The following is a 22,947-nucleotide window of genomic DNA, read 5'->3' as shown; positions in this document are numbered from 1 at the left end:
CCCGTGACCGCTGCTCCTAGGCTGGACGCATGATCCGGGAGTTCTTCGACGGCATCCTCACCCTGCTGCGCGGCTTCGGCACCTGGCGGCGACGTCCTGGGCTCATGGCGCTGGGCCTCGTGCCCGGAGTCATCGCCGGCGCCGTACTGCTGGCGGCCCTCATCCCGCTCGCTTTCTCGCTCCCCACGATCGCCGATGCGCTGACGCCGTTCGCCGACGGGTGGATCCCCGCCTGGCGCTCCGCGCTCCGGGCGGCCGTCGGCGTCGTCGTCTTCGTCGCGGCGCTCGCGCTCACGAGCGCCGTGTTCAGTGCTCTCGCCCTGGCGATCGGCGACCCGTTCTATCAGCGCATCTGGCGAGCAGTCGAGACGGATCTCGGCGACGCCCCCGCCACGGACGGCGGCGGCTTCTGGATGGCGGTGGGCGAGGGCCTGCGCCTGGTGGTCCTCGGCATCCTGATCGCGCTCTTCGTGCTGCTCCTGGGACTCGTCCCGCTCGTCGGCGGATTCCTCGCGGCGGTTACGGGCGTCGTGCTCTCCGGCCGGATGCTGGCGCGCGAGCTCACGAGTCGGGCCTTTGACGCTCGCGACCTCACCCCCGCCGACCGCGCGGCGCTGTTCCGAGGCAGCAGGGCGCGGGTGCTCGGATTCGGCGTCGCGACACAGCTGTGCTTCCTGGTCCCCGGCGGCGCGGTGGCGGTGATGCCGGCCGCAGTGGCCGGAGCGACGACCCTCGCCCGCACCATGCTGCAGCGCACACCGCTGCAGACGATCGGATCCGCGACTCCCCCGCCTCCAGGATCAGGACGCGTCTGATGCCCGAGGGCGACACCGTCTTCCGCGCCGCCAGACGTCTCGACGAGGCCCTGGTCGGCGGCGAGGTCACCCGTTTCGACCTCCGCATTCCCCGCTTCGCGACCCTCGATCTGACCGGCCAGCCGATCCTCTCGTCGATCGCGCGGGGCAAGCACCTGCTGCTGCGCATCGGCGACAGCACCCTGCATTCCCACCTGCGCATGGACGGCGCGTGGCTCGTCTACCGCGCAGGCGAGAAGTGGCGGCATCCGGCGTTCAAGGTGCGGGCGATCGTCGGAACAGCCGAGCGCGAGGCCGTGGGCATCGACCTCGCCGAGATCGAGGTCGTACCGACGCGCGACGAAGACGAGCTCGTCGGATATCTGGGCCCCGACCCGCTCGGTCCGGACTGGGATGCGGCCGAGGCAGCGCGACGACTGAGCGCAGACGAGCGCAGCATCCACGTCGCCCTGCTCGATCAGCGGAACGTGGCCGGCTTCGGCAACGAGTATGCGGCGGAGCTCCTGTTCCTCCGCGGAATCCTGCCGACGACGCCCACCCCTGAGGTCGACGTCGCGGCCCTCCTCGACCTCGGCGTGCGCACGATCCGCACCAACCGGGACCGCCGGCATCGCACCTTCACAGGCGTCGACCGCCCAGGCCAGGGGACGTGGGTCTACGGCCGTGCTGGGCGCCCCTGCCGGCGGTGCGGCACCCTCATCCTCCGCGGCGAGCAGGGCGCGGATCCGACCCGCGAACGCATCACCTTCTGGTGCCCTGTCTGCCAGCGCTGACCCGAATCCATGCTCGGCAAGACCCGTATCCATGCTGGGGAATGAATCGAGCGGTCCTGTGGTTGTTGATATATCCGGGGAACTCCGGAACACGGGGAGGAATCGTGGGCAAGAACTACGTCGACATCGAGAACGACCAGGGCGCGACGCTGCGGTACCGCAAGCACGCGAACGGCCGCGGTCTCGTCGCGCATGGCGCGAAGGTCCATCCGAAGGCGCACATCGAAGCGGGTGCGTACATCGAACCCGGTGCTCGCATCGGCGCAGGCGCGACCATCGCCCGCGGCGCCTGGATCGAACCGGACGCCGTGATCGGCGAGGGTGCGCACGTCGACGCGCACGCACACATCGGCCAGGGTGCCGCAGTCGGTGACGGCGCGCACATCGGCGTCCGCACCGAGGTCGGAGCCGGCGCACGCATCGTCCGCGGCGCACGCATCGGCGACGACGAGACGGTCGCCGCCGGGTTGACCGTGGCCACCAATCAGAAGGGGCTCTGGCTCGCCGCCTGACCCCGCTGCGTCGGCGACAGCGACGCCGACCTCTGGCGCGCAGCATCCGGCGGGTACCCTGGAGCACATGGCGACTCAGGGACGACGACCGGCTGGACGCGCCGGCAAGGGTTCGCCCGTGCGCCGCAACAGGGCAGCACCGGCTCAGCGTTTCCCGCCTCCCAAGCCGCCGAAGAAGACCGCCAAGGTGGTCTTCGACGCTCCGGAGGCCGAACCCGAGGAGCCCCGCACCTTCCGCCTCGGCGTCGTACCGGGGGCGACGCCCGGCAAGTGGATCGACGCATGGAAGCGTCGGATGCCGCACGTTCCACTCGAGCTCGTGCCGATCGAGATCGCGACCCAGTCCGAGGCTCTCGGCGACCTCGACGCCGCGATCGTACGTCTCCCCCTGGATGACGACTCGCTGCATCTGATCTCGCTCTACGACGAGGTGCCGGTCGTCGTGGCGTCCATCGAGTCGCACCTGCTCGCGGCCGACGAGCTGACCATCGCGGATCTCGCCGGCGAGGTCGTGATGACCCCGATCGACGATCCGCTCGGTCCACTCGACATCCCCGGTGCCATCGCACCGACCTTCGCACCGCTTCCGGTGGCTGACGCCATCGCCACCGCGGCCGCCGGCACGGGCATCGTGATCGTCCCGATGTCGCTGGCACGGCTGCATCATCGCAAGGATGCCGACCAGCGCCCGCTCGCCGACGGCCCGCTGTCGACCGTGGCACTCGCCTGGCGTCGCGAGCACACGACGCCAGACGTCGAGACCTTCATCGGGATCGTCCGCGGCCGCACGACGAACTCGTCCCGGTGACGGTGCTGCGATGACACGGCACGAGTCCGTGACCGCAGTGTGACGCCGGCGACATCGACCCCGTCGCGTCGTCGTTAGACTCTCGTGGTGGTCTCGCTTCTCTACGTCTGTGTGCGCCCCGAACTCGGGGCGGCGGATGCCGAGCACGCCTCGTTCCGACGGGCGCTCGGCGTCGACGTCGTCGACCGCCTGGATCTGCTCACCGAACGCCTCGATGCGGCCCGCCTCGCGCGCTACAGCGGCGTCGTGGTCGGCGGCTCGCCCTTCAACGTCAGCGACGAGCACAAGTCTCCCGTGCAGTTGCGCGTCGAGGCCGACCTCGAGCAGATCGCCCGACGGTCGATCGCCGGGGAGATCGCGGCCTTCTTCACCTGCTTCAGCATCGGCGTCGTGACGCGGATGCTCGGCGGCGAGGTCACCTCGGACACCCCCGAGTCCGCGAGCGCCACCGTGATCTCGACGACCGCCGCAGGCGCCGCCGATCCGGTGTTCGGGCCGAGCGCCCCTGCGCTCACCGTGTTCACGGCACACAAGGAGAGCGCGGCCGCCGTGCCCGAGGGCGCAGTGCTGCTCGCCACGAACGCCACCTGTCCCGTGCAGGCCTACCGGGTGGGCACGCACCTCTACACGGCGCAGTTCCACCCCGAGCCCACGCCGCGCGACTTCGCCGACCGCATGACGTTCTACCGCACCACCGGATACTTCGACCCCGATGAGTTCGACCTCGTGCAGGGCCAGGTGCTCTCGGCATCCGTCACCGAGGGCGCGGCGCTCCTGCGCCGGTTCGCGCAGACCTTCGCCACGGCCTAGACGCGGCCCAGCCCTCGGTCCCCTGGTCTAGCCCCGCAGCAGCTCGACGCGCTCGCGCAGGTACGCCTCCAACGGCATCCACCCGCCGGCGGTGCTCCAGTGCACCGACGGCACGCCGCCGATCAGCTTCAGGGGTCCGGACTCGCCGCCCGCGTCGACGGCATCCACATCGATCACTGACCAACCGATGTGCGCGACCTCTCCCTCGCCGAAGCCGCCGCGCAGCGCGAGTGCCCGCCGCGCGGCCCGCTCGCGTGCGGACTCCGCCGTGTATCCGCGCCGACCGGGGTCGGCTGCCCGCAGCACCTCGGCAGTCGCGAGGGCGTGGGTCTCGGTGAGCAGCAGCACGCCGAGGTGCCAGGCTTCGCCGACGCGGACGATCCGCTGACCGCGCCAGCGCGAGTCCCGCTCCTCACCGAGTCCTTCCTTCGGCAGGCCCGCCAGGTCGGTCGCGGCCTGCGCGAGCAGTGCGGATGCCGTCGTCACAGCTTCCCCTGGGGTGTGTCTCGGACCAGCTTCGGGTCGACGAGCCGGGCCTCATCGCCCCGGATCAGCATGCCGATCAGTGGGAACAGGAGCACCGACAGCATCCCCGCCCCGACGAGAGCGGCCGCGGTGCCGGTGTCGATCATGTCGTGGTCCACGCCGATCGCCGTCACCGCGACGATGATCGGCAGGCCGGTGGCGGCCAGCAGTCCGAGCGCTGTGCGGTCCTTCACGGTCACCCCTGGTGGCGCGGAGAGCTGCGCCGTCGATCCGCGGAGCACGAGCAGCGCGACGACGAAGAGAGGCAGCATCAGCATCGCCGACGACGAGGTCACGAGTGCGTGAAGGTCGAAGTTCACTCCGGTGTACAGGAAGAAGATCGGCACCAGGAAGCCGAAGGCGATCGCCTCGATCTTGGTCTCCATCGCCTCGGCATCCTTCTTCGGAGCGCGAGCCATGATGATCCTCCAGATGGCACCGGCGACGAAGGCCCCGAGGAGCATGTCGAGATCGAGCATGACGCTGAGGCCGACCAAGGCGGCGACGAGCAGCAGCACGAACCGCACGCCGAACTGGTCGGAGGTGTGCAGCGTCGCGCGCACGAACGCGTGCAGACGGCCGTGCGGCACGCGGTGCGCCATGAACACCGCGAGACCCGCGAGAACCACGAAGGCGAGCAGCACCGCCGTGGCGAGAGGGGTGGTGCGCGTGCTGAGGAAGAGCGAGATCGCGATCAGCGGCAGGAACTCACCGGTCGCACCGATCACGGTGACCGCGCGGCCGAACGGTGTGTCGGTCTCCTTCGCATCGCGCAGGATCGGCATCAGGGTGCCGAGCGCCGTGGAGCTGAGGGCGATCGCGATCACGACTGTCCCCTCACCCGGGGCGAGGGCGAACCCGATGACGAGGCCGAGCACCACGCTGATGACCCACCCGATCGAGGCGCGCGCCAGCGGTCTGCCTGCCACCGCCCGGAAGTCGATCTCCGACCCTGCCACGAAGAACAGCAGCGCCAGACCGAAGTCGCTGAGCTTCTCGAGGATCTCCGTCGGCTCGACCCAGCCGAGCACGGCCGGGCCCACGAGAATCCCGAGGATGAGCTCGAAGACGATGATCGGCACGCGGATCACGGGTCGGATGCCGCGCGCGAGCAGCGGCGCTGCCACAGCGAGCAGCGGGATCAGCACCAGTCCGAGATCGCCCGCGTTCACAGTCTCAGAGTAGCGAGAGTGCGCCCGCGATTCGCCCCGGTGGTCGCATGCACGGCAGAATCGATGCACACCCCCGAGGAGCCCCCATGTCTCAGCCCGACACCGCCCGCCTGCTCATCGCCTGCGACGATCAGCCCGGCATCGTCGCCGCCGTCGCCGGCGTGCTGGCAGCGCACGGCGCGAACATCATCTCGCTCGACCAGCACTCGACCGACTCCGAGGGTGGTCGGTTCTTCCAGCGCACCGTGATCCACCTGCCCGGGCTCTCCGCCGCCCGCGTCGCTCTCGAGGCCGACCTCGCGCAGGTCGGCGAGCGCTTCGGCATGGAGTGGTCACTGCACGACACCGCACGGCGCAAGCGTGTCGCGATCTTCGTGTCGAAGTACGACCACTGCCTGATGGAGCTCCTGTGGCGCACCCAGCGCGGCCAGCTCGACATCGACATCACCATGGTCGTCTCCAACCACCCCGACCTCGCCGAGTCGGTGCGCTCGTTCGGGGTGCCGTTCGTGCACATCCCCTCGGGCGACAAGGAGACGATGGAGCAGCGTCAGCTCGACCTGCTGCGCGGCAACGTCGACCTCGTGGTGCTCGCGCGGTACATGCAGATCCTCACCGACGGCTTCATCGAGGGGCTCGGCGCACCGGTCATCAACATCCACCACTCGTTCCTGCCCGCCTTCATCGGCGCGAACCCTTACGCCCGTGCGAAGGACCGCGGAGTCAAGCTGATCGGGGCGACCGCGCACTACGCGACGGCCGATCTCGACGAGGGTCCGATCATCGAGCAGGACGTGACCCGCGTCACTCACTCCGAGTCGGCGGCCGACCTGCAGAGCCGCGGCGCCGACGTCGAGCGCCTGGTGCTCGCGCGCGCCGTGCAGTGGCATGCCGAGGACCGTGTGATCGTGCACGGGCGCTCGACCGTGATCCTCTAGCGAACCGGAGCAGGCGTCGCTGCGTCGCTGCGGCGCTGCGTCACACCGAGCCGATCACGTCGACAGCGAGCCCGCGCGAAGCGGTCGCCAGTCGCTTGTCGTTCGTCCAGAGTTCCGTGCACTCGGAGAGCTGAGCGGCGGCGAGATGCACCGCATCGGGCGTCTTGAGCCTGAAGTCGGCGCGCAGCTCAGCGGCCCGGACGAACACGGCCCCATCGAGATCGACGACCTCGATCCGTTCGAACAGCGCCAGGTAGCGATCCCGCACCTCGAGGTTGCGTTCGCGCAGAGGTCCGACGAGACATTCCTGCAGGGCGAGCGGGCTGGATGCCACCGGCGAGTCGACCGCGGTGAGCGCCTTTCTCACCGCGTCTCCGCGTGGCCCGAAGTCCTCGAGAGCATAGATGAGTATGCACGAGTCCAGATAGATCATTCCCAGGAGTCCCGGCTGTCATCGATCTGAGCATCGAGCTCGGACGCTGCACGGCTGAGTCGCTCCGGAAGGGGATTCTCTTCGATCCATTCGACGAGAAGCCGTCCACTTCGCACCAGGTCGACCGGACCGACAGGAACGATTCTGGCCACGGGTGTTCCCCGCTTGGTGATGACGACGTCTGCCCCGGCCTGCGATTCGGCGATCAGCCGGGAGAGGCTGTTCCGGGCCTCCAACACGTTGTGCGTTGACATGAGGCCATTCTAGCCAGGTTCCTAGCCAGGTTCAACGGTCAGGACCCGGCTCAAGGGCCTTCGGGCACTCCCGCGAGCAGCTCGGCGAACGCCTCAGCGGCCGTCGGATAGTCGGTGAGCGGTGCCCCCTGCCCCATCCACAGCGACTGCAGCTCGCCGAGGTTCTGCTGCCCTGCGGCCGTGCGGAACTGCCCGGTGAGCCAGTTCTGCATCGGGAACGGGGCGATCATGCCGCCGGCCTCGATAGCGCGCACCACCCTGTTGCGGGCACCGCGGGCGAGACGTCCGCTCATCGCCCGAGTGAGCACGGTGCCGTCGGCGGCGGTGGATCGGATGGCCGCTCGGTGCACGTCGTTCGCAGCCGATTCCGCCGTCGCCAGGAACGCGGTGCCCACCTGCACGCCCGAGGCACCGAGCGCGAACGCCGCGGCGACACCGCGCCTGTCGGCGATCCCGCCGGCGGCGATCACGGGCACGTCGACGGCGTCGACGACCTGCGGAATGAGAGCGAACGTCCCCACGAGCGATTCCTCGGGCGGTCGCAGGAACGAGACCCGATGCCCTCCGGCCTCCAACCCGGTCGCGACGACGGCATCGACGCCGCCCTCGGCGAGAGCCGTGGCTTCGGCGACGGTCGTGGCTGTGCCGACGACCCGGATGCCGCGGCGGTGCGCCTCATCGACGAGCTCGATCGAGGGCACGCCGAACACAGTGCTGAGCACGGGCGGAGCCGACTCCCAGATGGCGTCGAGCTGCTCATCGAGCGGGGGCAGGTAGCGCTCCGGCCGGCTCGGGACCTCGACGCCCACGGCCTCGTAGAAGGGCTCGAGCGCCTGGGCGAACACGGTGTGCTGCGGGTTGGGTGCGACCTCGTCGCCGGTGGGCAGCCAGATGTTGACCGCGAACGGACGCGACGTCGCCTCGCGCAGAGCGGTGACGGTCGAGCGGATGCGGTCGCCGTCATAGCCGTAGAGGCCGTAGCCGCCGAGCCCTCCGGCTTCGCTGACCGCCGAGGTCAGGGCGACCGAGGACAACCCGCCGAACGGGCCGAGGAAGATCGGATGCTCGACGCCGAGCAGCTCACGCAGGCCAGTCATGCTTCGAGGCTATCGCCGCCCGGACGCCCCAGGGCAGGTGCGAACAGTCGATCCTGCTCCCGGATCCCGGTGTTACGCTCGCTGTGAAGGAGGCGCGCATGAGCGAGTGGTTCGGGCAGATGCTCGCCTTCGTCGCGTCCGCGCTCGGGATCATCGCGGTGCCGGATGCCGCCGCCCTCGGTCTCGCGATCGCGCTGATCGCCCTGACGACGCTCACCATCGTCGTCGCGCTGAGCGTCGCTCCGCCCACGCCGAGCACCGCTCCGCACCCGCTGCGGGCGATCGACGCATCGACGCTGCTCGCCCAGAGCGATCCTGACGCCGCCGGTCACCCGCGCCCTCGTGCGCCGGGAGTCGCCGTTCCCGCGTAGTCCGTCCTCGTACGGGACTGCGCGGCTTTCGCCGACCCTTCCCGACACACGAACGGACACCCATGGACATCTTCGCCTTCCCTCCCCTGACCGCCCTCCTCGATGCCGCCTACGGCGCCCTCGCCGGACTCGCTTCCTTCCTCGAACCCCTCGCGGGCGCATCCTCCGCCGCCCTCGCCGTGGTGCTCGTCACCCTCCTCGTGCGCGCCGTGCTGATCCCCGTGGGGTTCTCGCAGGCCAGGGCGGAGCAGACGAGAGCGCGAATCGCGCCTCGACTGCGCGAGCTGCAGCGACGCCACAAGAAGAACCCCGAGCGGCTGCAGAAGGAGATGCTCGAGCTCTACCGCTCCGAGAACACGTCTCCGTTCGCCGGCATGCTGCCGGTGCTCGCGCAGGCGCCGGTCGTGGGCCTGCTGTACACGCTCTTCATCCGGCCCGAGATCGCCGGGCACCCCAACGACCTGTTGACGCATGACCTGTTCGGCGCTCCACTGGGCACGAGCCTCGTCTCATCCGTGTTCGGCGGCACCGCGTCGCCGTCGACGCTGCTGGTGCTCGGCGTGCTGATCGTCATCATGCTCGTCGTCGCGGACATCACGCGTCGCGTCTTCACACCGGCGCCGGTCGAGGGCGACTCTCCGCTGAACTCGCCGACCATGCTGCGCGTCACGAGCGCGCTGCACTATCTGACGGCGGTGTTCGCGGTGTTCGTGCCGCTCGCCGCGGCGCTCTACCTCACGGTCACGGTCGTGTGGACCCTCGTGCAGCGCACGCTGCTGCGCCGCCGCTACCCTCTGCCGGTATCTGCGACAGTCGCGGCCTGAGGCGCCACCACAGTCAGTCCGGCAGCGGGATCGGCGCCGTGAACGGCCCGGTCTCGTCGTCGGGATCCATCGCGTAGCGATCCGTCCCGTGGCGGTCCGTCCCGTCGCGGTCCGTCCCATCGCGTTCGGACGCGGCATCCGCTCGGCGTCGCTGTCGACGCACTCCGAGGGTGGTGCCGACGCTGGCCGCGACCACGAGGGCGATCGCGAGCATCCGCAGCGGTGTCGCGCTCTGCCCGAGGATCAGCCAACCGGCGAGCGTCGCGAACGCGGGCTCGAGGCTCAGCAGCACGCCGAACACGCGCTGCGGCAGACGGCGCAGTGCGGCGAGCTCGAAGCTGTAGGGAATGACCGACGACAGCACGGCGGTGACCGCGGCGAGGAGCAGCAGCTGCATGTCGCCGGCGACCGTGACGGCCGCGGGAACGCCGACCGGGATCAGCAGCACAGCGGCCACGACGAGCCCCACCGCGAGGCCGCTGCTGCCGGGGATGATCGCGCCCACACGGGCACTCATCCGGATGTACATGGCCCAGAAGCCGGCCGCGATCAGGATGAACACGAGGCCGAGCGGATCCAGCGGCTCGGAGCCGATCAGTCCGTCGACGCCCAGCAGCACCATGCCGAGCAGAGCGACGCCGACCCAGGCGGCATCCGCGAGACGTCGAGCGAGCACGGCGGCGAGCACGAGAGGGCCGAGGAACTCGATCGCGACGGCGGGCCCCAGCGGGATGCGGTCGATCGCGGCGTAGAAGAACCCGTTCATGCCCGCGAGCGACAACCCGAAGAACACGGCGGCGAGCCACTGCGACCGGTTCCAACGGATCGGACGCGGCCGAACGATGACGACCAGGAGCAGAGCGGCGATCGCGACGCGCAACGACGTCACGCCCCACGGCCCGAGCACGGGGAAGAGCTGAGCTGCGACGGCGGCGCCGAACGGCAGCGAGAGGCAGGAGCAGACGACGAGAGCGACGCCCACGAGAGGGCGGGACGACGCGGACTGCTGCACCCACCCAGCCTAGAGGCCGGTCAGGTCGCGAACCCGCAGGTCAGAGGTGCTTGCCTCCTGTGACCGCGAGCACGGCCCCGGAGGTGTACGACGCCTCCGCGGAGGCGAGGTAGACGTACGCACCGGCGAGCTCCGAGGGCTGCCCCGCCCGCCCCAGAGGCGTGTCGGCGCCGAAGGTGTTCAGCCGTTCCGCATCCCATCCGGTCGCAGGGATGAGCGGCGTCCAGATCGGACCGGGAGCGACGGCGTTCACCCGGATGCCGCGCTCCCCCGCCTCTTCGGCCAACGCCTTGACGAAGGCCACCTGCGCGGCCTTCGTCATCGCGTAGTCGATGAGACCCGGCGACGGCTCGAAAGCCTGCACGGAGGCCGTCACGATGATGCTCGCTCCGGCTTCGAGGTGCGGATACGCCGCACGGGCCGAGTAGAGGAGACCGAAGAGGTTCGTCTCGAAGACGCGACGCAGCTTCTCGGTCTTGAGATTCTCGAAGCCGTCGATGTCGTGCTGGTACGCCGCATTCAGAACGAGCACATCGAGCCCACCCAACGCGCTGCGGGTCTGGGACACCACGTCAGTGGCGAAGGACTCGTCACGAAGGTCTCCGGCGAGGGTCACACCCTGCCGTCCCTCGGCGCGGACGAGTTCGATCGTCTCGTCGGCATCGTGCTGCTCTTCGGGCATGTGGACGATCGCGACGTCGGCGCCCTCTCGGGCGAAAGCGATCGCCACGGCTCGTCCGATGCCCGAGTCACCACCCGTGATCAGGGCACGACGGCCCTCGAGGCGGCCGTGGCCGACGTACGATTCCTCACCGTGATCAGGAACGGGACGCGTCTGCTCGGTCAGTCCTGGCTGGTCCTGCCGCTGCGCGGGAAAGCCGTCCTGGCGGTGCTGGTCGCGGGGGTCTGCGATGTTCTCTGCCATCCCTCGAGACTCGCGGCGACCGCCGCGGCTCGGCAGGGGGTTGACAACTCGCGCCTCGTTCAGCGAGGGGAATACGACGGCTGTTCGAGTGTCAGACCAGCGGCCCCGGGGGCGCCTCGTCGGCTCCCGGAGCCGAACCGCTCGCATCCTGCGGCTCGGGCACGAGGTACAGGCCGCTCGGGGCATTGGCTGTGAAGGCCAAGGCCTCGATCCACGCCCGGTTGATCGAGGGCTGCCTGCTGCCGAAGTACTTGAAGACGAGCGAGCTGCCCGGCTGCACCCACACGGTCGTGCGTCCGCCACCGACGCTGGAGTCCTCACGCCAGCTGAAGGGGAAGGGCTCGGCCCTGCGCAGCTTCGCCGTGATGACGAGCTGCAGGTGAGTGAGCGCGCGATCCTCGATCTCGGTCTTCACGCTGCCCTCGTAGATGAACTTGCCCATGCAGCCCTCTCCTCCCGAATTCCAGGTGCATCGCATCGATCATAAGGGGATGGAATGACGCGATCCCACCGGACGGTCGGATCATGACCACGGCTCGTCCCTGGGTGAGCTTGCGGGCGCGGGCACCCGAAGTCAACCCCCTCCGCGTGCTTCATCGAGCCCGCCTATTCTGGTGTCGATTGCGAGGAGGCGGCACCATGAACGCACGACACATCGACGACCGATCCGACGAGGGGTACACCCCCACCACGACCCACGCGGAGTTCGGCGAGGGCAACCCGCGGCTGCGCGTCTCGCGCGACGACCTGCGCTCGGAGTTCGCGCTCGAGGTCGACGTGGTGCGCATCGGCTCCGCCGCCGGCAACGAGCTGCGCCTGGACGAGTCCGATCCCGTCCACGCCACGATCACGCACGACGACCGCGACGAGTACGTCCTCGAGCTGCACGGCGAAGGTGAGATGAACACCAACCCGGACGCGGATGCCACTCACCCCGGCGAGCGCAAGCAGACACTCCGCACGGGTGCGCGCTTCACGGTCGGACCGTGGGAGCTCGTGTTCGCGCGCGATGAGTTCGCCGATCACGGACGTCCGTACGGCGGACGAAAGGGCGGCGAATACTCGGATCAGCCGCTGCAGCCTCCCCGTCCCGACTACGACGACGCGGCGAGCGTCGAGACGGATGCGCCGACGCACGCCGACTCCGCCGAAGAGAAGTGACGGCGGAACAGTCGGCGGTGGATCGCCTGAGCGAGGTCGCCGCGGAGCGCGGACTGCGCGTCTGCGTCGTCGAGTCGCTCACATCAGGACGACTCGCCAGCACGATCGGCGCGGGTGACGATGCGGGCGAGTGGTTCGCCGGCGGCATCGTCGCCTACCTCACCGATGTGAAGGAGAGTCTGCTCGGTCTGACCCCCGGGACGGACCCGTGCTCGGCCGAGTGCGCCGAGCATCTCGCAGAGAGCGCACGGCGCCTCTTCGACGCCGACCTGTGCGTCTCGACCACCGGTGTCGGCGGTCCGGATGCCGAGGGAGGGCATGAGCCCGGAACCGTGTACGTCGGGTGGGCGACGAGCGACGGCGTCGGCCACCGTTTGCTGGCGCTCTCCGGCGACCCTCAGGAGATCCTCGATGGGGCTGTCGACACCGCTACGCGGCTTCTCGCCTTCCACGCCGAGGGGATCCGCCCCGCGGGTCCCCGTCGCGCGGGGTCGGCTGCGGCGTCCGTCGTCTGAGCCCGGCGTCCGTCGTCTGAGCCCGGCCGCGCACGGGCGCTGCGGAGTTCGGCTGTGCCCGATCGCGGAGCAGACCCCGCTCAGCGCCCCGGCACGAGGCCGATCCGCAACGGAGCGCCGGGCGCGGATGCGGCCGTGATCGCCTCGTCGATCGCCGCCAGCTGACGCACCTCGCCGACTGCGTCTGCGAACGGATAGGCGCGCCCTCGACCGGCGAGGAAGGCCACGGCCTCTGCCAGCTCGGCCCCCGTGTAGTTGTGCACCCCGGTGACAGTGACGAGACGCCGCACGATGCTCTCGGCGTCGAAGGGCACGGGGTCTGCGGGGAACACGCTGCCGACGAGCACAACCGTCCCTCCGGTGCCCACGCCGGCGAGCGCTTCGGACACCGCGTGCCCCGATGCTTCGATCACGATGTCGGGATCGCGGTCGAGCTGCCCCGCTCCGAACCGGGCGGCGAGCGCGAGACGGGCGGGCGCGGGATCGAGTACTTCGACGGTCGCGCCGCGCTCCACCGCGATCGCCGCGGCGGAGAGCCCGACGAGGCCGGCACCGTGGATGCGCACGGTGGCTCCATCGAGGTCGTGGTCACGCGCGGCTCTGGCCACGGCGGCCCAGGCGGTGGCGGTCGCGCACGAGGCGGGTGCGAGCACGGATGCCGGCAGCGACTCGGGCACTCGCACGATCGCGGTGCCGGCTCGCACCTGCACGTGGGTGCCGAAGGCGCCGGTGAGGTCTCCGTGCACGCCGATCCGGTCGTGGCCGTACTTGCCGAGGGTGCGGCACTTCTGCGTGAGACCGCTCGAGCAGCGATCGCACGTGCCGCACGAGATCGTCACCGACCAGACGACACGATCCCCGATGCGCAGCGGAGTGCCGTCGACCGCGGTCGCGCCCGCATCGCCCGTCGCGATCACCCGCCCGACGCTCTCGTGACCGAGCACCAGCGGCACGGGAGCCGACCGCCGACCCTGCACGGTGTGCACGTCCGAGCCGCAGATCGTCGACATCTCCACCGCCACGAGCACATCGTGCTCGGCCAAGGCGACGCCGGGCACCGCGATCATCTCGTGGGCGTGCCCCTCGCCGATCCACACCATCGCGGTCGCGGCCGGGCGCAGGGCGACGTCCCGGCGGTGGCCGGGAGGACGGATCAGCAGCGTACCCATGTCGTCGCCCGACTCAGACGGCGGCGACGAGGGGCAGCAGACCGCGCTCGGCGAATGCGCCGTGAAGTCGTGTCACATCGGCGAGAACCGCGTCGGCCCCGGCCTCGGTGAGCGCGCGGAGATCGTGAGCACCGGTGAGCACGCCCGCGACGAACCCCGCCCCGGCACGGCGGCCGGATTCGACGTCGCTGACGGTGTCGCCCGCCACCGCGACGGCTGCGACCGACGAGGTCTGCGTGCGGATCACAGCGGTGAGCACGAGGTCGGGCGCAGGGCGCCCTCGTCCGGCATCGACCGGCGACAGCGCGAGATCGACCAGACCGTTCCATCCGAGACCGTCGATCAGCGCATCCCGCGTCACGGGTGCGAATCCCGTCGTGAGCACGACGGTGAGACCTGCATCCTTCAGACCCTGGATCGCGTCGGCCGCCCCGGGGATCTCGCTGACCCCCTGCTCGGCGACGATCTCGGCATACGCTCCTTCGAACGCGGCCGTGGCGCGCTCCGCAGCGAGGCGATCTCCGCCGGCGAGATGCGTGAACACGTCGATCTTCGACTGCCCCATCGTCGCGCGCACGTGGGCGAGGGCGTCGTCCCACGGCATCCGATCGGCGACTCCGGTGCGCTCGGCTGCGCGCTGGAAGGCGGTCTCCACCACCCCGTCATCGATCACGGTCGTGCCGGCCATGTCGAGGACGACGAGTTCGAGTGCACGCGGTGCGTCGCTCAGAGTGGTCATGGTGTTCCTTCCATTGCGGGTGTCCACCCGAAGGCGGTGGTGAGATTCTCTTCAGCGAGCCCCAGCCCCGTGGTCATTCCGATGCCGGTGGTCGCGGCGAGCACCAGCACCCCCTCATCGCCCCTGTCGATGAGGAAGTCCTTCGACGCCTTGGCGTAGACGCCCTGCCAGCGCTCCAGCACGCGCGGTGCCGGCATGTCGAAGAGCGCTTCCGCCTCGGCGAGGAGCGCGGCGAATGCAGCTTCGGGCTGGAAGGGCGCAGGCGCCGTCGACGTGGCGTGAGAGTCGCCGATGATGAGCGTGCCGTCCGGCAGCTGCGTGTACATCTGGTTGAGGTCCAGGGCCGCGAGATCGGGGCGCTCGGCATGCAGGCGTTCTCGCAGTGCGGCCGTCGCGTCGCCATCCGCGAAGCGCCCGTACCGCACGAGCGACCAGCCCGTGAGCAGTGGCGCCGAGAGCGGATGCCGGAACGTCACCGCAGCGCGCATCATGTCGAGCGCGCATCGGACCACCCCGACGCGCTCGGCGACCTCGGGCAGCAGCTGGTCGATGTCGTGGTTGACTGCGACGACGACGCCACCGGCCGTGATCGCGCCCCTGGTCGTGTCGACGCGTCCTCCCGACACCGCGGTCACCGCGGTGCGGAAGCGGAACTCGACACCCAGGCGCGCGAGGTGGCGGACGATCGCCGAAGCCGCGGCACGAGGGTCGGTCTGCAGATCGGTCTCGATATGGCCTCCGCCCATCAGTCCGTCTGCGCGGAGCGGTGCCAGTCGCAGCAGCTCGTCGGCCTCGAGCATGCGGATGCCGCCATCGACCGCCGCCCGTTCGAGCACCGCGATCTCGTCGGCGTGACGGGCAGCGACCAGGGTGCCGGATTCGCGCAGCCAGAAGCCGGCGTCGCGCGACAGGCGCAGCCACAGGTCACGGGAGGCATCCGCATAGCGGCGCGCCTCCCCCGCCTGCGCCCCGATGCAGAGGTGGCCGAAGTTGCGGATCGTCGCGCCGATCGGAGCATCCGCTCTGTCGAGGACGATGACGCGCAGACCTCGCCGCGCGGCCGCATATGCGGCGCCGAGACCGACGATGCCGGAGCCGACGACCACGACATCCGCAGTGTTCGCCGTGTTCGACGCATCGGTGAGCGCAGCGCCGGTCATCGGAACACCTTGCGCATCCACATCGCGAGCCCTTCGACGATCAGCACCGTCGCGAGGATCATCAGCACGATCGCGGTGACCGTCTCGTAGCGGGATCCCTGGCTGGCGTTGAGCAGGTAGTAGCCGACCCCGCCGCCACCGACGATGCCGAGGATCGTCGCCGCGCGGATGTTCGTGTCGAGCATGTAGAAGCTGTGCCCGATGAGCGCCTGCATGCCCTGCGGCACGGTGGCCGAGGTGTAGGTCTGCAGGCGTGTGGCGCCGACCGCGCGGAGCGCACGCTCCGGCCCTCGATCCACCTCTTCGAATGAGTCGGCGATCAGCTTGCCGAGCAGTCCGATGCCGCCGATCGCGAGGGCGATGACCCCGGCCTGTGCACCGAGTCCGGTGATCACGACGAGCACGATCGCGAGGATGAGCTCGGGAATGCCGCGGATGCCGACGAGCAGGAATCGCGCCACGCCGCGTGCACCCGCACTCGGTGCGACGTTGCTCGCGGCCAGCGACCCGAGGATCAGCGAGGGCAGCAGGGTGAGCACGGTGGCGGCGAGCGCGATCGCGACGGTGTCGCGCATGGCGGTGAGCATCGCCGAGGCGTCGTAGCTGCCGAACGACGGCGGCCAGAACTTGGCGGCGACCTCGGGGAGCTTGGCCCAGAACGTGAAGAAGTCCATCCAGTTGATCTGGCTGACCACGACGCTGCCGATCACGACGAGCACGGCGATCACGACCCCTGCGGTGTTGCGCACGCGCTCGGCAGTCCACGGCCGGCGCACGGCGGTCTGCGGAGAGGCCGCCCACGCGGGGCTCATGCTCGCTGCGTCACCCGCCCGGTCGCCGAGGCGGGGGTGGATGATCCGGTCGATCCATGAGCGGGTGTGCTTCTGCTGTCCGAGCATCGCGCCACGCACCATGCTCGAGACGATCTCCATCACGACGCACAGGATGAAGATGACCAGCGCGATGCCGAGGCCCTTGCCGTAGTTGAGCGCCTTGAACGCATACGACATCTCGAGTCCGAGACCTGCGACGCCGACGTAGCCGAGCACGACGCTGCCGCGCAGGTTGATGTCGTTGCGGTGCAGCACGGTCGCGACCCAGCTCGGGAGCACCTGCGGCAGGATGCCGGAGGCGAACTCCTGCATCTTCGACCCGCCCGCGGCACGGATCGCGAGCCGTGGCCCCTCGTCGATCTGCTCGATCGCATCGGCGAACATCTTCGAGATCATGCCGATCGAGTGGATCCCGATCGCCAGGATGCCGGGCAGAGTACCGAGCGAGAACATGAGCACGAACGCCATGGCGAGCACGACATCGGGAAGCGCGCGGGTGAGCACGCCCACGAATCGTGCTGCGGCACGCCATCCGTTGCCCGGGGTCGTGTTGGATGCGGCGAGGTACGCGATCGGCACCGAGAGCACCGCAGCGAGCAGCGTGCCGACCAGTACGAGTCCTACGGTGAGGGCGATCAGCCAGGCGAGATCGCCCGGCTCCGGGAAGGTGAGCCCGCCGACGCGGGCCATGAAGTTCTCGGCGTTGCCCCAGCTCTGCACCATCGCGGGGATCGAGATGCCGACCTCGTTCACCGCGAGAACGCCGAGCACCAGCAGTGCGAGCAACGTGAGACCGGCGGCGATGCGCTCGGGCGAGACGGGACGTCGGGGAGCGCGGTCGCCGACGCCCGCGGTGGCCGGGGAGGCGCCGGATGCCGAACGCGCGGTCGGTGGACCGGAGAGCAGAGTCACGAGACGCGCGCCTTCTCGGTCAGCGCGGCGTCGATCTCGGCCGCTTCGACGACGACATCCGCCGTGATGTCGGTGAGCTCCGCCCGCACTGCCTGAATCTCGGCGGTCGTCGTCGCAACACGTCCGTAGATCTCCATGACCTCGGACTTCGTCAGGTCGGTGGTGGGCATGTCGAGTACGACCTCGCCGTGCCTCAGACCCACGATGCGGTCGGCCCACGAGATCGCGAGGTCGACCTGGTGCAGACTGCAGACCACTGTGAGGCCCTCGTCGGCGGCGATCTCGCGGATCAGCGCCATGACCTGGTCGCTCGATTCGGGATCGAGTGATGCGACCGGCTCGTCAGCGAGCAGGATGTCGGGCTTCTGCATCAGTGCGCGGGCGATCGCCACGCGCTGCTGCTGGCCGCCCGAGAGGGTGTCGCTGCGCTGGTAGGCGCGATCGAGCAGACCGACCCGGTCGAGGTGACCGAGGGCGCGGAGCTTGGCAGCTTTCGAGTATCCCCACAGACCGAGTCGGGGTCCGCGGACCTCCGACAGCGATCCGGTGAGCACGTTCTCGAGAACGGTGAGCGAAGGCACCAGCTCGAACTGCTGGAAGATGAAGCCCACCCGACTGCGGAGCCGGCGAAGAGCCTTGCCCTTGAGCGCGGGGACGTGGGCGCCCAGCACTTCGATGTCACCGGAGGTCGGCGTCTCGAGGCCGTCGAGGTGCCGCAGCAGCGTCGACTTTCCCGAGCCCGACAGGCCGAGCAGCACGACGATCTCACCGCGCGACACCTGCAGCGACACACCCTTGAGCGCCGTCGTCGAACCGAAGTTCTTGGTCACGTCCGCCAGGCGGATCAGGGCATCGAATGCCGGGTTCATCTCAGTTCTCCTCGTGATTCTCTGAAGTCGGAACGTTGAGCGAGCGAAGCGAGACGAAACGCAGTGAGTCTTCAGCGCGTCTCGTCTCGCTCGCTCCGCTCCCTCGCTCAACGAAAGGGAGCGAAGCGGACGCCGGGCGTCAGCCCTGGCACTGCTCCGCTTCGGTCTCCTTGCAGATGTCGCGGATCAGGTCGTAATACGCGTCGTCGACCGGCTTCGTGGCGTAGAAGACGCTGCGGAACGAGTCGGTGTCTGCGCTGTCGATGCCCGCGGCGATGATGTCGTCGATCGTGATCTCGGAGAGTCCGTCGATGAGCTTCTTCGAAACGTCATCGGGAAGAGTCGAGGAGTAGACGAGCGGGGCACCGGGGACCATCGTCTCGTCGACGACCTTGACGGCATCCGACTTCTCGACCTCCGAGTCCTCCGCGAAGCCGACCTCGCACTCGACGCCCTCCCCGACCTTCTGCACGCTGACGTCGTGCTTGCCCGCGAAGACCGGGGTGATGTCGGTCTTGGGGTCGATGCCGGCTTCGAGCAGGTTGTACGACGGGAAGAGATAGCCCGACGTCGACGACGGGTCGACGAAGCAGACCTTCTTGCCCGCGAAATCCTCGATGCTCGAGATGTCGCTGTCGGCGGGGACGATCGCCTGCGAGTAGTAGCCCGGCTCCTGCCCCTCTTCGGTCACGATCGAAGAGATCGGAGTGAGCTTCGCGCCGTTGTTGGTCGCGGTGACGTAGGTGAAGCCCGAGAACGAGGCGACGTCGACCTTGCCGGCGACGGCGGCCTCGATGAGAGCCGCGTAGTCGGTGGACTCGTGGTACTCGACGGTCTTGCCGGTGAGGTCGGCGATGTAGTCCATCAGCGGCTGGTAGTTCGTCTCGGTGTCGACCGAGTCGGGTACGACGCCGAAGACGAGGGTGTTCTCGTCGACTGCGAAACCGCTGGCGGTGGACGACTCGTCGGCACCGGACGAGCCGGTGGCCTCTGCGGAGCCGGAACAGGCGGCGAGGCCGAGCGCGAGGATCGCGGCGCCGGCGAGTACGGGGAGAGCGCGGAGCTTCATGAGGACCTTTCACGGTGGGAGGGGGTGATCCGTGAGCAACTCTGACAGTCCGAGCGTCGAGATATGTACCTAACTCGGAAGAGTTCAGGCGTCGTTCATCCTTGATTTCCCCGGATGAACACGCACGGAACTGTCGCGAGTCGCATCGGCGTGCCAAGTAGTATGCCTATGTGGCCGAAGCTGTATACACCCAGATCGCCGACGACCTGCGCTCCCAGATCGCCGCGGGCTCTCTGCGCCCCGGCGATGATGTGCCGACCGAGGCGGACCTCGCGGCGCGGTGGCAGACGTCGCGCGGCCCCATCCGCAATGCGCTGGCGGCACTGAAGCGCGAAGGCCTGATCGAGACCAGCCGCGGCCGTCCCGCGCGCGTGGTCGCGCGCAAGGCGAGCCAGGCGGTCGACATGTCGGTGCCTTTCACACGATGGGCACGGGATCTCGGGGTCACCCCGGGGGCACAGACCCAGGAGCTGAGCCTGCGCCGTGCGGGTGATCGCGCAGACATGCTGGGCGTCGCGGCGGACGACATCATCGTCGGCGTCGTGCGGCTTCGCCTGCTCGACGGCCGACCGACGATGCTCGAGCGGCTCTTCTACACCGAGGAGGTCGGGCGCCGACTGCTCGATGTGAACACCGACGAGATCTCGATCACCGAGTACCTCGGCTCTGTCGGGCATCCCATCGTCGGGCTCGAGCACCAGATCGATGCGGTCGCCGCGGACGAGCAGGATGCCGCATTGCTGCGGGTCCCTCAGGGGACGCCGATCCTTCGGCTGAGCCGCATCTCGCGCGACGCGGACGGACGCATCTTCGAGGCTTCGGAGGATCGCTACCTGAGCGAGGTCGTTCGCTTCACGGTCGCGGCGTCCGGGATTTCGACGGACGGTCACTACATGCGTGCAGTGGGCGGCTAGGAGCCCGGGGCAGCCGGCTTCTCATCCGTGGGGGAGAGAAGCCGATCGCGAGCGCGATGGGGATCAGATTCCAAGGACCGCGCTCGCGATCACAGCGCTGGGGATGCGCTATTTCTGGGGTATACCCAATGTAAGCGTCCGGCTACACCATCGAACACGGCCTAATGTCGAGACCTCACTTAGACCTTCGTCTAGTGTTTAGCGATCGAGGCCCGGATTTCCGCGCCTTCTCAGGGCGAGTGCCGGTATATCTCTGGCGCCGGAAGAGCTCGCGAGTGCTCGTTCGTCAGGGCTTCGCGACCGATCGGGCGATCGGTAGACGTGCGGTCACGACCCACCGACCATCGACTTCTCCGGCATTGAACTCGCCGCTCGCGCCGAGCACGCGCTCGGCCATGCGGCCGATTCCGGTGCGGCTGGAGGACAGCTCGCGACGCGGCGTCACCGACAGCGGGCTGCTCACGCTCATCCGCGCCATGTCGTCGTCGACATCGAGTCTGATCTCGATCTCGCCCTGACCGGCGTACTTGAGCACGTTGGTGGCTGATTCGCGCATGATGCGCGCGAAGATGATCTCGGCTGCGCGGGGGATGCGCTCGTCCGCGGGGTCGCCGTCGAGCAGTACAGAGTGCCCGGCGGATTCGAATTCCTGCTTCGCCTCATCGATAGATTCGGCGAGGTCACCGGTCGGCATGCCCTCGGAGCGGGGGCCGTCGTCGGCGAGGTCGATCACGAAGCGGAGATCGGTCATCGCCTTGCGGGCGGCGATCCGGATCGCCTCTTGCGAATCGGTGCTGGTGCGATCGTCATCGAGCATCTGCACGTGCAGCGACACCACGGTGAGGTGGTGCGCGATGCTGTCGTGCAGCTCGCCGGCGATCCAACGTCGCTCGGCGAGTACTGCTTGGCGCTCCTGCTCGGCCTTCTCGGCCAGCTGCACTTCGAGAGTCCGCCCTCGGGCGAACGCGATGCGAAGTGCGAAGCCGACGGCACCGGATACTGCGGCGCCGACGAGGAAGATCGCGATGTTGAAGGCATCCCTCGAGCCGCCCGTGACGACCAGTGCGGATGCGAGAAGGAAGACGCCGGCATAGGACAGGACCAAGGAGGTCCACCCCAGACGCACGATCAAGCCTGCCGCGAAAGCGGCGACCGTGAGCACCTGAGCTTCGATGCCGGGGATGAAAGAGAGTGCGAACACGACGCCGAGGGCGTATGTCGCGATCAGTGCTGACCAGAGATACAGAGCCAGGACCGCTGTGGATGCGATCCCGAGTGCCGCCGTGAGTGGCTCCAACCCCGGAGGGAGGAACAGTCCGACGACGTCGAAGATGAAGATCGTCCCGATGACCACCAGTACGGCGATCCGTTCGATCGTGCTGAGCTTCTCGCCCTTGCCGAGTCGGGTGACGTCTGTGCGATCACCCGCAGAAAGACTTGAAGCCATACTTCAGTATCTCCTTTCCGCCAGTTATATTAACGGTAGAAGCCAAAGAAGAGTCCGACCTGGTTCCAGAAAGACATATAGATTCACCTCCTTTATTGCACTTTTGACTAGCGATGTATTCATCTTCTCGGTGATCTGCACGCCGCACATCTGTCTCTCGTCTAGACCTCGCTAGCCAAAAGTCCAATACATCGCGTCTGAGGTCTCCCCCGGTTAGGCTTCCTGCATGTCGCAAATCCGCGTTGTGATCGTCGATGACGATCCCCTGGTGCGCTCCGCGCTCTCCCACTTCGTCTCGCGAGACCCCGAGATCACGGTGATCGCCGAGGCCGAGTCAGGGCTGGAGGGCATCGAGGTGGTGGAACGCGAGCGTCCTGACGTCGTGATGATGGACGTGCAGATGCCGGAGATGAACGGGATCGAGGCGACTGCCGTCATCAGCGAGCGCTGGCCGGAGATCAAGATCCTGGCCGTGACCACGCTGGATGGCAGCGATACGGTGCTTCCGATGCTCAGTGCTGGCGCGTCCGGCTATCTGCTGAAGGATTCGAGCGCTGCCAGCATCCTCGAGGGCGTGCGCGAGGTGTACAGCGGTGCGAGCTCGCTGTCTCCGCGGATCGCGTCGCTGCTGATCAAGCATGTGCGCGATACCGAACCTGTGGGCAGTGACGGCACGCTCGAGGTGCTCACCGACCGTGAGCAGGAGGTGCTGCAGCGTCTCGCTCAGGGCATGTCGAACGCCGAGATCGCGCGGACGCTCATCGTCTCGGAGGGCACAGTGAAGGCTCACCTCGGTCGCATCATGTCGAAGTGGCACGTGCGCGATCGCGTGCAGATCCTTGTCACCGCAGCGCACGCCGGCCTGGTCGAGTTCCGCTGATCCGATTCGC

At 68.8% G+C, this 22,947-nt stretch carries 27 protein-coding genes; 12 read left to right on the top strand and 15 right to left on the bottom strand.

The genetic code is table 11. The features are described 5' to 3' along the window. Positions 1 to 29 precede the first annotated feature (29 nt). From ACQ4LY_RS09535 to ACQ4LY_RS09515, 5 genes are all read left to right on the top strand, one after another. Positions 30 to 815 (top strand): EI24 domain-containing protein, encoded by a 786-nt coding sequence (locus ACQ4LY_RS09535; protein ID WP_431070930.1) that lies wholly within the window; start codon positions 30 to 32, stop codon positions 813 to 815. Next, the gene (locus ACQ4LY_RS09530) at positions 815 to 1,588 is read left to right on the top strand and encodes a DNA-formamidopyrimidine glycosylase family protein (protein ID WP_431070928.1); all 774 of its coding nucleotides are present in this window, start codon (positions 815 to 817) and stop codon (positions 1,586 to 1,588) included. Before ACQ4LY_RS09535 ends, ACQ4LY_RS09530 begins: the two co-directional genes overlap by 1 nt. 104 nt (positions 1,589 to 1,692) lie before the next feature. Further along, complete coding sequence (locus ACQ4LY_RS09525) at positions 1,693 to 2,100, top strand: DapH/DapD/GlmU-related protein (protein WP_056313010.1); 408 nt, start codon at positions 1,693 to 1,695, stop codon at positions 2,098 to 2,100. Between the two features lie 67 nt (positions 2,101 to 2,167). Continuing rightward, entirely contained in the window at positions 2,168 to 2,908 is a 741-nt protein-coding gene (locus tag ACQ4LY_RS09520) for a LysR substrate-binding domain-containing protein (protein ID WP_431070925.1), read from the top strand. An 87-nt stretch (positions 2,909 to 2,995) separates the two neighbouring features. Next, positions 2,996 to 3,718 carry a glutamine amidotransferase-related protein gene (locus ACQ4LY_RS09515; protein ID WP_431070923.1) on the top strand — a complete coding sequence of 241 codons (723 nt, stop codon included), beginning with the start codon at positions 2,996 to 2,998 and terminating at the stop codon, positions 3,716 to 3,718. 27 nt (positions 3,719 to 3,745) lie between these two features. Here ACQ4LY_RS09515 and ACQ4LY_RS09510 read toward each other — a convergent pair whose 3' ends face one another. Together ACQ4LY_RS09510 and ACQ4LY_RS09505 are read right to left on the bottom strand one after the other, a co-directional pair. Then, positions 3,746 to 4,204 carry a glutaminase gene (locus ACQ4LY_RS09510; protein ID WP_431070921.1) on the bottom strand — a complete coding sequence of 153 codons (459 nt, stop codon included), beginning with the start codon at positions 4,202 to 4,204 and terminating at the stop codon, positions 3,746 to 3,748. Beyond that, a complete protein-coding gene (locus ACQ4LY_RS09505; RefSeq protein ID WP_431070919.1) occupies positions 4,201 to 5,415 on the bottom strand; it encodes a cation:proton antiporter in 1,215 nt (404 codons plus the stop codon). The genes ACQ4LY_RS09510 and ACQ4LY_RS09505 overlap by 4 nt, the downstream gene beginning before the upstream one ends. 86 nt (positions 5,416 to 5,501) lie before the next feature. Here ACQ4LY_RS09505 and purU point away from each other — a divergent pair, with 86 nt between their 5' ends. Next, positions 5,502 to 6,353 carry a formyltetrahydrofolate deformylase gene (gene purU, locus ACQ4LY_RS09500; protein ID WP_056313016.1) on the top strand — a complete coding sequence of 284 codons (852 nt, stop codon included), beginning with the start codon at positions 5,502 to 5,504 and terminating at the stop codon, positions 6,351 to 6,353. A 40-nt stretch (positions 6,354 to 6,393) separates the two neighbouring features. Here the strand turns inward: purU and ACQ4LY_RS09495 are convergent, their stop codons facing one another. Genes ACQ4LY_RS09495 through ACQ4LY_RS09485 form a run of 3 tightly spaced genes read right to left on the bottom strand, consistent with a single transcriptional unit; the run spans position 6,394 to position 8,137 of the window. After that, positions 6,394 to 6,786: a type II toxin-antitoxin system VapC family toxin gene (locus ACQ4LY_RS09495; RefSeq protein ID WP_431070917.1), complete on the bottom strand. Its 393-nt coding sequence runs from the start codon at positions 6,784 to 6,786 to the stop codon at positions 6,394 to 6,396. Continuing rightward, positions 6,783 to 7,040: a type II toxin-antitoxin system Phd/YefM family antitoxin gene (locus tag ACQ4LY_RS09490; RefSeq protein ID WP_120494232.1), complete on the bottom strand. Its 258-nt coding sequence runs from the start codon at positions 7,038 to 7,040 to the stop codon at positions 6,783 to 6,785. The genes ACQ4LY_RS09495 and ACQ4LY_RS09490 overlap by 4 nt, the downstream gene beginning before the upstream one ends. A gap of 50 nt (positions 7,041 to 7,090) precedes the next feature. Continuing rightward, positions 7,091 to 8,137 (bottom strand): NAD(P)H-dependent flavin oxidoreductase, encoded by a 1,047-nt coding sequence (locus ACQ4LY_RS09485; protein ID WP_431070914.1) that lies wholly within the window; start codon positions 8,135 to 8,137, stop codon positions 7,091 to 7,093. Between the two features lie 98 nt (positions 8,138 to 8,235). On the opposite strand from ACQ4LY_RS09485, the gene ACQ4LY_RS09480 reads away from it, so the two are divergent. Both ACQ4LY_RS09480 and ACQ4LY_RS09475 read left to right on the top strand, forming a co-directional pair. After that, positions 8,236 to 8,508, top strand: coding sequence for a DUF6412 domain-containing protein (locus ACQ4LY_RS09480; RefSeq protein WP_431070913.1), 273 nt, complete (start codon positions 8,236 to 8,238; stop codon positions 8,506 to 8,508). 62 nt (positions 8,509 to 8,570) lie between these two features. Beyond that, positions 8,571 to 9,332, top strand: coding sequence for a YidC/Oxa1 family membrane protein insertase (locus ACQ4LY_RS09475; RefSeq protein WP_431070911.1), 762 nt, complete (start codon positions 8,571 to 8,573; stop codon positions 9,330 to 9,332). 13 nt (positions 9,333 to 9,345) lie between these two features. On the opposite strand, the gene ACQ4LY_RS09470 is transcribed toward ACQ4LY_RS09475, so the two are convergent. The 3 genes from ACQ4LY_RS09470 to ACQ4LY_RS09460 all read right to left on the bottom strand — a co-directional run bounded on the left by ACQ4LY_RS09470 (position 9,346) and on the right by ACQ4LY_RS09460 (position 11,711). After that, positions 9,346 to 10,344, bottom strand: a complete 999-nt coding sequence (locus ACQ4LY_RS09470; RefSeq protein ID WP_431070909.1) for an EamA family transporter — start codon at positions 10,342 to 10,344, stop codon at positions 9,346 to 9,348. Positions 10,345 to 10,384: 40 nt separating this feature from the next. Continuing rightward, the gene (locus tag ACQ4LY_RS09465; RefSeq protein ID WP_431070907.1) at positions 10,385 to 11,269 is read right to left on the bottom strand and encodes an SDR family oxidoreductase; all 885 of its coding nucleotides are present in this window, start codon (positions 11,267 to 11,269) and stop codon (positions 10,385 to 10,387) included. A gap of 91 nt (positions 11,270 to 11,360) precedes the next feature. After that, positions 11,361 to 11,711, bottom strand: a complete 351-nt coding sequence (locus ACQ4LY_RS09460) for an ATP-dependent DNA ligase (RefSeq protein ID WP_431070905.1) — start codon at positions 11,709 to 11,711, stop codon at positions 11,361 to 11,363. Positions 11,712 to 11,908: 197 nt separating this feature from the next. Between ACQ4LY_RS09460 and ACQ4LY_RS09455 the strand changes: the two genes are divergently transcribed. Beyond that, on the top strand, positions 11,909 to 12,430 hold the full coding sequence (locus ACQ4LY_RS09455) for an FHA domain-containing protein (RefSeq protein ID WP_431070903.1): 522 nt from the start codon (positions 11,909 to 11,911) through the stop codon (positions 12,428 to 12,430). Positions 12,431 to 12,447: 17 nt separating this feature from the next. After that, positions 12,448 to 12,945, top strand: coding sequence for a CinA family protein (locus tag ACQ4LY_RS09450; RefSeq protein ID WP_431070901.1), 498 nt, complete (start codon positions 12,448 to 12,450; stop codon positions 12,943 to 12,945). Positions 12,946 to 13,025: 80 nt separating this feature from the next. Here ACQ4LY_RS09450 and ACQ4LY_RS09445 read toward each other — a convergent pair whose 3' ends face one another. The 6 genes from ACQ4LY_RS09445 to ACQ4LY_RS09420 form a co-directional block, all read right to left on the bottom strand. After that, a complete protein-coding gene (locus ACQ4LY_RS09445; protein WP_431070899.1) occupies positions 13,026 to 14,114 on the bottom strand; it encodes an alcohol dehydrogenase catalytic domain-containing protein in 1,089 nt (362 codons plus the stop codon). 13 nt (positions 14,115 to 14,127) lie between these two features. After that, a complete protein-coding gene (locus ACQ4LY_RS09440) occupies positions 14,128 to 14,853 on the bottom strand; it encodes an HAD family hydrolase (protein WP_431070897.1) in 726 nt (241 codons plus the stop codon). Continuing rightward, positions 14,850 to 16,013 carry a TIGR03364 family FAD-dependent oxidoreductase gene (locus ACQ4LY_RS09435; protein WP_431070895.1) on the bottom strand — a complete coding sequence of 388 codons (1,164 nt, stop codon included), beginning with the start codon at positions 16,011 to 16,013 and terminating at the stop codon, positions 14,850 to 14,852. The genes ACQ4LY_RS09440 and ACQ4LY_RS09435 overlap by 4 nt, the downstream gene beginning before the upstream one ends. Then, complete coding sequence (gene phnE, locus ACQ4LY_RS09430; protein ID WP_431070893.1) at positions 16,010 to 17,758, bottom strand: phosphonate ABC transporter, permease protein PhnE; 1,749 nt, start codon at positions 17,756 to 17,758, stop codon at positions 16,010 to 16,012. Before phnE ends, ACQ4LY_RS09435 begins: the two co-directional genes overlap by 4 nt. Beyond that, positions 17,755 to 18,627, bottom strand: coding sequence for a phosphonate ABC transporter ATP-binding protein (phnC, locus tag ACQ4LY_RS09425; protein ID WP_431070891.1), 873 nt, complete (start codon positions 18,625 to 18,627; stop codon positions 17,755 to 17,757). Before phnC ends, phnE begins: the two co-directional genes overlap by 4 nt. Positions 18,628 to 18,766: 139 nt before the next feature. Further along, positions 18,767 to 19,696, bottom strand: coding sequence for a phosphate/phosphite/phosphonate ABC transporter substrate-binding protein (locus ACQ4LY_RS09420; protein ID WP_431070889.1), 930 nt, complete (start codon positions 19,694 to 19,696; stop codon positions 18,767 to 18,769). A gap of 170 nt (positions 19,697 to 19,866) precedes the next feature. On the opposite strand from ACQ4LY_RS09420, the gene ACQ4LY_RS09415 reads away from it, so the two are divergent. Further along, complete coding sequence (locus ACQ4LY_RS09415; protein WP_431070887.1) at positions 19,867 to 20,610, top strand: GntR family transcriptional regulator; 744 nt, start codon at positions 19,867 to 19,869, stop codon at positions 20,608 to 20,610. A 286-nt stretch (positions 20,611 to 20,896) separates the two neighbouring features. Here ACQ4LY_RS09415 and ACQ4LY_RS09410 read toward each other — a convergent pair whose 3' ends face one another. Beyond that, on the bottom strand, positions 20,897 to 22,057 hold the full coding sequence (locus ACQ4LY_RS09410; protein WP_431070885.1) for a sensor histidine kinase: 1,161 nt from the start codon (positions 22,055 to 22,057) through the stop codon (positions 20,897 to 20,899). Between the two features lie 226 nt (positions 22,058 to 22,283). On the opposite strand from ACQ4LY_RS09410, the gene ACQ4LY_RS09405 reads away from it, so the two are divergent. After that, positions 22,284 to 22,937 carry a response regulator gene (locus tag ACQ4LY_RS09405; RefSeq protein WP_431070883.1) on the top strand — a complete coding sequence of 218 codons (654 nt, stop codon included), beginning with the start codon at positions 22,284 to 22,286 and terminating at the stop codon, positions 22,935 to 22,937. Positions 22,938 to 22,947 lie beyond the last annotated feature (10 nt).

It is taken from the genome of Microbacterium phyllosphaerae (genome assembly GCF_050628115.1).
Lineage (GTDB): Bacteria > Actinomycetota > Actinomycetes > Actinomycetales > Microbacteriaceae > Microbacterium > Microbacterium phyllosphaerae_A.
This window is presented reverse-complemented; position numbering and strand designations above follow the sequence as displayed.